The sequence below is a fragment of the Pseudomonas sp. GW821-FHT07E12 genome, assembly GCF_058986605.1.
Genome location: NZ_JBYSVX010000066.1, coordinates 1 through 9,325 on the forward strand (window position 1 = coordinate 1; position 9,325 = coordinate 9,325).

Annotated in this window: 10 protein-coding genes; 7 read left to right on the top strand and 3 right to left on the bottom strand. The window is 67.2% G+C overall.

Annotated elements, in window-relative coordinates:
- Positions 1-56: 56 nt before the first annotated feature.
- On the bottom strand, positions 57-920 hold the full coding sequence (locus AC3WJE_RS20485) for a LysR family transcriptional regulator (protein ID WP_493732688.1): 864 nt from the start codon (positions 918-920) through the stop codon (positions 57-59).
- A 98-nt stretch (positions 921-1,018) separates the two neighbouring features.
- Here AC3WJE_RS20485 and bla point away from each other — a divergent pair, with 98 nt between their 5' ends.
- Positions 1,019-1,915: a class A beta-lactamase gene (bla, locus tag AC3WJE_RS20490; protein WP_493732689.1), complete on the top strand. Its 897-nt coding sequence runs from the start codon at positions 1,019-1,021 to the stop codon at positions 1,913-1,915.
- Positions 1,912-3,024, top strand: coding sequence for a D-alanyl-D-alanine-carboxypeptidase/endopeptidase AmpH (ampH, locus tag AC3WJE_RS20495; RefSeq protein ID WP_493732690.1), 1,113 nt, complete (start codon positions 1,912-1,914; stop codon positions 3,022-3,024). The genes bla and ampH overlap by 4 nt, the downstream gene beginning before the upstream one ends.
- Positions 3,025-3,091: 67 nt before the next feature.
- Here ampH and AC3WJE_RS20500 read toward each other — a convergent pair whose 3' ends face one another.
- Positions 3,092-3,979: a LysR family transcriptional regulator ArgP gene (locus AC3WJE_RS20500; protein ID WP_493732691.1), complete on the bottom strand. Its 888-nt coding sequence runs from the start codon at positions 3,977-3,979 to the stop codon at positions 3,092-3,094.
- Positions 3,980-4,115: 136 nt separating this feature from the next.
- Between AC3WJE_RS20500 and AC3WJE_RS20505 the strand changes: the two genes are divergently transcribed.
- Both AC3WJE_RS20505 and AC3WJE_RS20510 read left to right on the top strand, forming a co-directional pair.
- Positions 4,116-4,718: a LysE/ArgO family amino acid transporter gene (locus AC3WJE_RS20505; protein ID WP_493732692.1), complete on the top strand. Its 603-nt coding sequence runs from the start codon at positions 4,116-4,118 to the stop codon at positions 4,716-4,718.
- Positions 4,719-4,815: 97 nt separating this feature from the next.
- The gene (locus AC3WJE_RS20510; RefSeq protein ID WP_493732693.1) at positions 4,816-5,148 is read left to right on the top strand and encodes an FmdB family zinc ribbon protein; all 333 of its coding nucleotides are present in this window, start codon (positions 4,816-4,818) and stop codon (positions 5,146-5,148) included.
- Positions 5,149-5,705: 557 nt separating this feature from the next.
- On the opposite strand, the gene AC3WJE_RS20515 is transcribed toward AC3WJE_RS20510, so the two are convergent.
- Positions 5,706-6,458: a DUF3011 domain-containing protein gene (locus tag AC3WJE_RS20515; protein ID WP_493732694.1), complete on the bottom strand. Its 753-nt coding sequence runs from the start codon at positions 6,456-6,458 to the stop codon at positions 5,706-5,708.
- A 164-nt stretch (positions 6,459-6,622) separates the two neighbouring features.
- Here AC3WJE_RS20515 and aspS point away from each other — a divergent pair, with 164 nt between their 5' ends.
- From aspS to AC3WJE_RS20530, 3 genes are read left to right on the top strand one after another with little or no spacing between them, the layout of a single operon-like run.
- Positions 6,623-8,374 (top strand): aspartate--tRNA ligase, encoded by a 1,752-nt coding sequence (aspS, locus tag AC3WJE_RS20520; RefSeq protein WP_493732695.1) that lies wholly within the window; start codon positions 6,623-6,625, stop codon positions 8,372-8,374.
- Between the two features lie 30 nt (positions 8,375-8,404).
- On the top strand, positions 8,405-8,686 hold the full coding sequence (locus tag AC3WJE_RS20525; protein WP_493732696.1) for a hypothetical protein: 282 nt from the start codon (positions 8,405-8,407) through the stop codon (positions 8,684-8,686).
- Positions 8,687-8,689: 3 nt separating this feature from the next.
- A complete protein-coding gene (locus tag AC3WJE_RS20530; protein WP_493732697.1) occupies positions 8,690-9,202 on the top strand; it encodes a GNAT family N-acetyltransferase in 513 nt (170 codons plus the stop codon).
- The last annotated feature ends 123 nt before the right edge of the window (positions 9,203-9,325 follow it).

Here is a 9,325-nt window from a genome sequence, read left to right on the forward strand (position 1 = left end):
GGCGTAAGCCGCGATGGGGCTTTACCGATAAAGCCCCATCGCGGCTTACGCCGCTCCTACGCTTGCACCTGCAGCCACTCGCGAAAGCGCCGCGCAGCCTCGCTTTCCGGCCGCGAGCGCAACCGGGTGAGCCAATAGCGGCCCACATCGATGCGCGGCTCGAATGGGCACACCAATCGACCCGCGTCCAGATCCTGTTCGAACATCCGCAACGGCAGCAGCGCGACGCCCACGCCGGCTGCGGCCGCGGCGGCGATCGCCAGCGAGGAATCGAACACCGGCCCGCGCGCATTGATCGGTGGCAGGCCAGCGGCCTGGAACCAGCGCGGCCACTCGTCGCTGCGATACGAGCGCAACAGCGGTACGCCGGCCAGATCGGCGGGATCGACAAGCGCGCGTGCCAACACCGGCGCGCAGACCGGGGCGAATGGCGCTTCCAGCACCTGCGTGCAGACCTGCCCCTGCCAGTCGCCATCGCCGAAACGGATCGCCAGATCGACGCCTTCCCCCGCAAGATCGATGCGGTTGTTGTGGGTATGCAGGCGCAGGTCGATCGCCGGGTGCGTTGCCGCGAACGTCGGCAGGCGCGGCAGCAGCCAGCCGGTGGCGAAGGTGCCGACCACACCGACATTGAGCACCTCGCGATAACGGCCGCCGGCGAAGCGGTCGAGCGTGGCGGCGATGCGATCGAAGGCTTCGTTGAGTACCGGATACAGCGCCGCGCCTTCTTCGGTCAGTGCGACGCCACGTGCCAGGCGGTGGAACAGCACCACGCCCAGGCGCGATTCCAGCGTCTTGATCTGGTGGCTGAGCGCGGCCTGGCCGACGCACAGCTCGGCAGCGGCGCGGGTCAGGTTCTGGTGGCGGGCGGCGGCCTCGAAGGCGCGCAGGGCGTTCAGCGGCAACTGCGGACGGATCATCTCGACTCATGAACTGGTTCGATGGCTGGGATTGAATAACCTCGCTGGTGGTGCGCGGTCAACGTTCCAATAATCCAGCTTTATCCCGGAGGTGGGCGATGATCGCGAGAAGGCAGTTTCTGCAGGTGTCGGGTCTGGCGCTGGCGTCGCTGGCAGGCGGCAGTGTCTGGGCAAAGAGCACGGGAAAGGCCAAGGACGACGACCTGGCCGCGCGTTGGGCCGCCATCGAGCACGGCAGCGGTGGCCGGCTCGGGGTGATGCTGCTGGATACCGGCAATGGCCGGCGCACCGGGTATCGGCAGGACGAGCGCTTCCCGATGTGCAGCACCTTCAAATTTCTATTGGCTGCGGCGGTGCTGAAACAGGTCGATGCCGGCAAGTTCGGCCTGGCCGCGCGCGTGCCGATCGCGGTCTCGGACTTGCTCGGCAACTCGCCGACCACCGAGCAGCACGTCGGCACATACGGTTTGAGCGTGGCCGAGCTGTGCCAGGCCACGTTGATCTGGAGCGACAACGCCGCCGCCAACCTGCTGTATCCGCTGATCGGCGGGCCGGCCGGACTGACCGCGTTCCTGCGCACGATCGGCGATCCGTCGACCCGCACCGACCGGCTCGAACCGATGCTCAACGACTTCGCGCATGGCGACCCGCGCGACACCACCACCCCGGCGACGATGGCCGGCAACCTGCAGCGCGTCCTGCTCGGTGACGTGCTGAGCCCGGCCTCGCGGCGTCAGCTGACCGACTGGCTGATTGACAACCGCACCGGCAACGCACGCCTGCGCGCAGGCCTGCCGTCGGACTGGAAGATCGGCGACAAGACCGGCAGCAACGGCAAAGACACCGTCAACGACATCGCGATCGTGTGGCCACCAGATGGCCGCGCGCCGCTGTTGCTGGCGTCCTACCTCAATGGCGCGAAGGTGGACGAGCATGGGCGTGATGCCGCATTGGCGGAGGTCGCACGCGCGGTGGCCGTGGCGGTGATGGGATGAGGTGCACGCGATATGTCCTGTGCCTGGCTGCGCTGCTGGCGGGGCCGGTGTTGGCCTCGACGCCGGCCGAGCGCGATCGTCTGGCCGATGCGGCGTTCGCCGCAAGCGGGGCGCCGGGTCTGGTGATGATGGTGGTCGATCCCGCCGGTATGCATTTCCTCGCGCGTGGCCGTCAGGATCCATCCGCGTCGAAACCACCGCGTGCGGATTCGCTGGTGCGGGTCAACTCGCTATCCAAGGTGATGGCGGCCGAACTGTTGGCAGACGCAGTCGATGCCGGTGAGCTGCAGCTGGACACGCCGCTGGCGCGTTTTGCATCCGGGCCGGTGCCAGGTGGCACCACGATCACGCTGGGTCAACTGGCAACCCATACCGCCGGCCTGCCGCGCAATCCGCCGGATGCGGACTGGCCGGCGGACGTCGCGCCCAATACCTGGCCGGATCCGGTTGCGCGATGGCGCTGGCTGGCAAGCTTGCCGCCGCCACCGGCTCCGGGGCGGCGGGCGTTGTACTCCACGCCGGGTTTCCTGTTCCTCGGCGACGCGTTGGCTGCGTCGGCGGGGCGTCCCTACGAGCAATTGCTGGCCGAGCGTCTGACCGGACCACTCGGCATGCATGACACCACCGCCAAGCCCGATCCGGCGCAATGCCGGCGGCTGATGCACGCACCCAGTGAGGATCCCCTGCGCTATGCCTGCGTCGACACGGGTAACACCGCGGCGTCCGCCGGGATGTACGCCTCCGCGCACGACATCGGTGTATGGATGCAGGCGATGCTGGCGAGAGAACGTGATGGGGGATATTCGCCGTGGCGGGCGCAGCGTACGCGCGCCGAGCTGGAGCGTATCGATGGACTGGATACGGCCGGTCGCGCCGATGCGATCGGTTTGGGCTGGATTCGTCTGGATGCCAGCGCCACGACTCCGTTGATCGTGCAGAAGACGGCGGCGGGCGGCGGCTTCAGCGCCTACCTTGCATTCGCGCCGGGTACCGGCACGGGCGTATTTGTCGCAGCGACGCACTACGACGCGCAGGCGTTGCCCGTGCTGGCGGCCGCGATCAATGCGTGGTTGTCACACGCGCCGGTTTCATCCAGCGACAGGAAGTGACCCGGCGGATGGCGCTCAGGATCGCGACTCGCAGGGGCCGCTGCTGGTTGTCTGGTGCGGCCCGATATCAGCGCAACAGCCAGCGCCCGGCGCTGGCCGCGAGATGCCCGGTGAGGGCCTGCAGCGATGCGCCGCCGCTGCGCCAGTGATGCCAGTACAGCGGCACGTCGATCGGATGGCCGGGTGTGAGTTCGCGCAGTGCGCCGCGTTCGATCCATTCGCGGCAGTGCAGCTCCGGCAGCAGGCCCCAGCCGGCCCCGGCCAGCGCAGTCTGCAGAAAACCCTCGGCCGATGGGCACAGGTGATGCGGGAAGGCGATGTCCAGGCCGAGGTCGGCGAGGTAGCGATGCTGCAGGCGATCGTCCGGGCCGAACACGATCGCCGGGGCGCGTGTCATCGCGGCGGCATCCACACCGTTGGGCAAGTGGCGCGCGCAGAAGTCCGGGGTGGCCACGGCGAGGTAGCGCATCGCGCCGAGTTCCAGCACGCGTGCGCCGGCGACCGGCCCCGAACTCGCACACAGGCAGGCGGCGACTTCGCCGGCGCGCATGCGCTTCAGGCCCACGTCCTGGTCTTCGACCACCATGTCCAGCAATAACCCATCGGCGATCAGGCGCGGGCCGACCGCCGGCATCCACCAGGTCGCCAGGCTGTCGGCATTGAGTGCTATCCGCAGCCGCTGCGGCCCCTCGGTTTCACCCAGGCCCGGCACGCTGGTTTGCAGGTCGGTTTCCAGCAGGCGGACCTGCTGCACGTGGTGCAGCAGCCGCAGCCCGAGGGGCGTCGGGCGCGGTGGGGTGGCGCGCACCAGCACGGCCTGCCCGAGCCGGGCTTCCAGCAGCTTGATGCGCTGGGACACCGCCGATTGCGAGAGGTCCAGCCGGCGCGCGGCGCGTTCGAAGCCGGCTTCCTCCACCACGGCGGCGAGCGCGGCGAGCAGTTTGTAGTCGATCATCAGAAAAATTAATGATGCATTCGGATAATTCGTTTCCCTTATAGCGCAGCGGTCGACACAGTGCTTGCTCTTTGACGGAGCCCGCCCTGATGTCGATGCCTCACCGTTCCACCGTTCGCGACCGCTGGAGCGGCCGATGAGCGCTGGTTACCTGACCGGCCTGCTGACGATGGCCAGCTTGATCGTCGCCCTGGGCGCGCAGAACATCTATGTGCTGGCGCAGGGGTTGCGCCGCGAACATCACCTGGTGGTCGCGGCCTTCTGCACGGCCTGCGACATCGTGCTGGTGTCTGCGGGGGTGTTCGGCCTGTCCGCGCTGCTGGAATCCTGGCCGTTGTTGCTGGCGCTGCTGCGTTGGGGCGGGGTGGCGTTTCTGGTGCTCTACGCAGGCCAGGCCTTGCGGCGGGCATGGCGGCCGCAGGCGCTGGGGGCGGTGGCCGGTTCGCCACGTCGCAGTCTCGGTCAGGCGTTGCTGATGGCGGCGGGGGTGTCGCTGCTCAATCCGCATGTGTATCTGGACACTTTGCTGCTGATCGGCTCGATCGGTGCGCGCCAGGCCGCGCCGACAGCGTTCGTGCTGGGCGCCAGCACTGCCTCGACGCTGTGGTTTTTCGGGCTGGCCGCCGGAGCGGCATGGATGGCGCCGTGGCTGGCGCGGCCACGGGTCTGGCGGGTGCTGGATCTGGCGGTGGCGGCGGTGATGCTGTGGGTGGCGTGGCGCCTGGCGATATCGGCCTGAGCCCGTTCCGGCGTGGGGCCTGCGGGGCGCGCGCTTTGACCCGGGACGGATCGCCACGATAATCCGCTCCGGTTTTCCGCTTCCGAACATCGTCCCCATGCCGATCTACGCTTTCCAGTGCGCCGCTTGCGGCCATGCTTTCGACCGTCTGCAGAAACTTGCCGATCCCGATCCGACGGTGTGTCCGTCCTGTTCGGCCGAGGCGGTGAAGCGCCAGGTGACCGCGCCGGCGTTCCGTCTGTCTGGTACCGGTTGGTACGAGACGGATTTCAAGTCGAAGGGGGAGAAGACCAAGAATCTGGTTGATTCGGGTGGGGAAGCCGGGAAGTCTGGTGGTGAGACGGCGGCTGCATCTGCGCCGGCTTCGGCACCTGCAGCTGCAACTGCTCCGGCAAAGTCGGAAGCGAAGGCGCCGGCTGCTTCGAGCTGATTTTTCTTTTGGTGGTTTTGGTGGGGCGTGGTTTGGTTGTGAGTGGCTGATCAGGCAGAAACTCAGCGCTTTCCGCGCGATCTCTTCCACCGTCGTCCCCGCGAACGCGGGAAGCGCTTTCCAGCAGCCGAAGGCTGATCATCCATGGACGTTGCTTGTTGGGTTTGACGTTGCGGCGACAGCAACCGCAACTGCAACTGCAAAGGCTTTCGCTCCTTCGGAGCGAGTTACTTGTTCTTTGCTTGTGCAAAGAAAAGTAACCAAAAGAAAGCACACCCCGTCCTACGCGCCCTACGCTTCGCTACGGGTTCGCGGAGCCAGCGGGATTTTCTGACGCGGCATCCATGCCGAGGCAGAAAACGACGTGCATCCATGCACGTCGCCCTGCGGGTTTTTCCCGCCGTCTCCGCCGCTGCGGCAGGGGCCCCGGGTAAGTCAAAGGCGAAGAGCGGAAGCAAAATCACGAGCAACGGCAACGGCAACAGCAACAGCAACGGCAACAGCAACGGCAACAGCAACGGCAAGATCAACAGCCTGCTCGTCCTTGTTAACTCGGCTCAGCGCGCACCAAAGCGTGCGCGGCAGCCGTCGTCCACCCAGATCTGGCCGTTGCGGTAGCCCCAGGTTCGGCCTTCTTCGCAGCGGGTGTCCGATAGCTGTTTGACGATGTAGGGGCGGCCCTGGCGGCGGTCCCAGTCGCAGATGCGCTGGCGTTGGTTGTCGCTGCTGCAGGTCACGCTGTAGTTGCTGTTGCCCGGGCCCGGGTCATTGCCCCAACCGCCGCCGCCGCCGCCCCAGCCGCGGCCTTCGGCGAATTCGGCGCGGCAGCCGTCGTTGACCCAGATGCTGCCGTTGCGGCTGCCCCAGGTACGGCCCTCGATGCATTGGGTGCCGGACAGCTGGCGCACCAGGACCGCGCTGCGCCAGTTGGTGTCGCATACCCGCTGGCGGCGGTCGTTGCTCTCGCAGCGGATGGTGCGGCCGTCGCCACCACCGCCACCGCCCGGGCCCCAGCCGCCTCGTGCTTCGACGAAGCGTGCGCGGCAGCCGCGGTCGACCCAGATGAAGCCGTCGCCGCTGCCCCAGTTGTTGCCCTCGACGCAGCGGGTGCCGGACAGGTTCTCGACCAGCGCGGCGCGGCCACGGAACGGGGTGCCGCACTGGTTGCGGCGGTTGTTGTCGCTGGAACAGGTGATGACGGGGCGGCCGTCGTTCCAGCCGCGGTCCTGGGCCTGGGCGGGCGCGGAGGCGACCCCGGCCAGGCCGGCGGCGGCGAGGACAAGGGCAAGCGGGGATATGAAGCGGGTCATGAGGGCGGTCCTGCGGTTCATGGCAATGCTGACAATTAAGCCGATGACCAGGTTAAGCATTGATTAGCGTCGATCGGCACCTGGATTTGCCCCGGCCGGTGTCCGGGCCGCAAAATACGCGGCTAGCCGGCGCGGCTGCGTCGGCCTCCCTCCGGAGTTTCCCCATGCGTACCCACTTCTGCGGCCTGGTCGATGAGACCCTGATCGGCCAAACCGTCACCCTCGCCGGCTGGACCGACGTGGCCCGTAATCAGGGCGGCGTCTGCTTCATCGATCTTCGGGATCATGAGGGCATCGTGCAGGTGACGGTGGAGGTCGACAACGCCGAAGTGTTCGCGGTGGCGGCCTCGCTGGGCTATGAGGACGTGCTGCAGGTCGAAGGCGTCGTGCGCGCCCGCCATGCGGTCAACGACAAGATGCGTACCGGCAAGGTGGAAGTGATCGCCACCCGCATCACCGTGCTGAACAAGGCCGCGCCGCTGCCGTTCCACGCCCACGAGAATCCGGGCGAGGAAACCCGCCTGAAGTACCGCTACCTCGATCTGCGCCGCCCGGAAATGCAGCGCATGCAGCGCACCCGCATCAAGCTGGTGCAGGCGCTGCGTCGGCATCTCGATGCGCGCGGGTTCCAGGACATCGAGACCCCGATCCTGACCAAGGCCACGCCCGAGGGCGCACGCGACTTCCTGGTGCCGGCGCGCATGCACCCGGGCGAGTTCTACGCACTGCCGCAGTCGCCGCAGCTGTTCAAGCAGATCCTGATGGTGGCCGGCTTCGACCGCTACTACCAGATCGCGCGCTGCTTCCGTGACGAGGCGCTGCGCGCCGATCGCCAGCTGGAGTTCACCCAGCTCGACATGGAGTTCGCCTTCGTGCGCGAGCGCGACGTGCAGGATTTCGTCGAGGACATGATCCGCGTGATCTTCAAGGAAGTGGTCGAGGTCGAGCTGGATGCCAGCTTCCCGCGCCTGACCTGGGCCGAGGCGATGCGTCGCTACGGTTCGGACAAGCCGGACCTGCGCATCGCGCTGGAGCTGGTCGATGTCGCCGAACTGGTCAAGGGCAGCGAGTTCGCCGTGTTCACCGCCGCCGCCGCTGATCCGGATGGCCGGGTCGTCGCACTGCGCATCCCCGGAGGTGCCAGCCTGTCGCGCAAGCAGATCGACGAATACGCCGCGCATGCCGCCAAGTACGGCGCCAAAGGCCTGGCCTACATCAAGATCGCCGAGAACGGCGAGGTCAGCTCGCCGATCGCCAAGTTCTTCGGCGAAGAGGCGTTCGCCGCGCTGCTCGCGCACGTCGGCGCCGGCAACGGTGACATCGTGTTCTTCGGCGCCGGCGGCTACAACAAGGTGTCCGACTTCATGGGCGCGCTGCGCCTGAAGGCCGGCAAGGATTTCGGCCTGGTCGCCGACGGCTGGCGTCCGCTGTGGGTCACCGATTTCCCGATGTTCGAGTGGGACGAGGAAGCGCAGCGCTACGTCGCTCTGCATCATCCCTTCACCGCGCCGGCGGTGGACGACGTGGCCGACTTGCGCGCCAATGCCAAGACCGCCGTGTCACGCGGTTACGACATGGTGCTCAACGGCAACGAGATCGGCGGTGGCTCGATCCGTATCCATCGTCCGGAGATGCAGAGCGCGGTGTTCGAGCTGCTCGGCATCGGTGCCGAGGAAGCCCGCGCCAAGTTCGGCTTCTTGCTCGACGCGCTGAACTACGGCGCGCCGCCGCACGGGGGCATCGCCTTCGGTATCGACCGCATCGCCGCGCTGATGGCCGGTACCGAGTCGATCCGCGACGTGATCCCGTTCCCGAAGACCACCGGCGCGCAGTGCCTGATGACCGACGCGCCGTCGCCGATCGCGGACGCGCAGCTGGCCGAAGTGCACATCCAGGTTCGACCGCAGACGAAGTAACTCCCTACCATCACCGCAGCAGAGGCCGACATGACCGACGAGACCGCTTTCAACCTGCAATGGGAAGTTCTGGGCAACGAGGGTGCGAGTGAGGGCTTTGCCACCCAGCGCGCCCGCGTGTTCGGCGGCTGGCTGGTGCGGGTGGGCAATGGCGCCAATGCGCCGCTGACCTTCGTGCCGGACCCGGAAGGCCGTTGGGACGGTGAGGATTTCGGCGAGGACGACTACGAGTACGAGGACGACGAGGAAGAAGAGTCCGAGGAAGAGGAAGAAGAGGACGAGGCGTCCGACGAGGAAGAAGAGGAGGCGTGATCCATGCGCATCCGACGCGCCACCCCGGAGGATGCGCAGACCCTGTCGTCACTGGCTGCGCGTACCTTCACCGAAACCTTCGGCCACCTCTATCCCGACGAGGACCTGCAGGGGTTCCTCGACGAGAGCTACGCGGTGGAGCGCTCGCGCATCGTGCTGGCGCATCCGGACTATGCGATCTGGCTGCTTGAGCACGATGGCGAGGCGATCGGCCACGCTGCCGCCGGCCCCTGCGGCTTGCCGCATGCGGAGATCAAGCCGGGCGATGGCGAACTCAAGCGGCTGTATCTGCTGAAGGAACACCAGAGCTGCGGCTGGGGCAGCCGCTTGTTCGAAACCGCGCTGCAGTGGATGGAGCGCGACGGGCCGCGCACGTTGTGGATCGGGGTCTGGTCGAAGAATTTCGGCGCGCAGCGGTTCTATGCGCGCTATGGATTCGAGAAGGTTGGCGACTACGAATTCCCGGTCGGCCGGGTGCTCGATCACGAGCACATCCTGCGCCGGCTGCCGCGTTGAGCGAATGGCTTTACCCGTAGGAGCGGCTTCAGCCGCGATGAGGCTTTACCGGTAACGCCCCATCGCGGCTGATGGCCCGAGGCCACCCAGAGCCGCTCCTACGTAAGAAACCGCGAGCGGCGA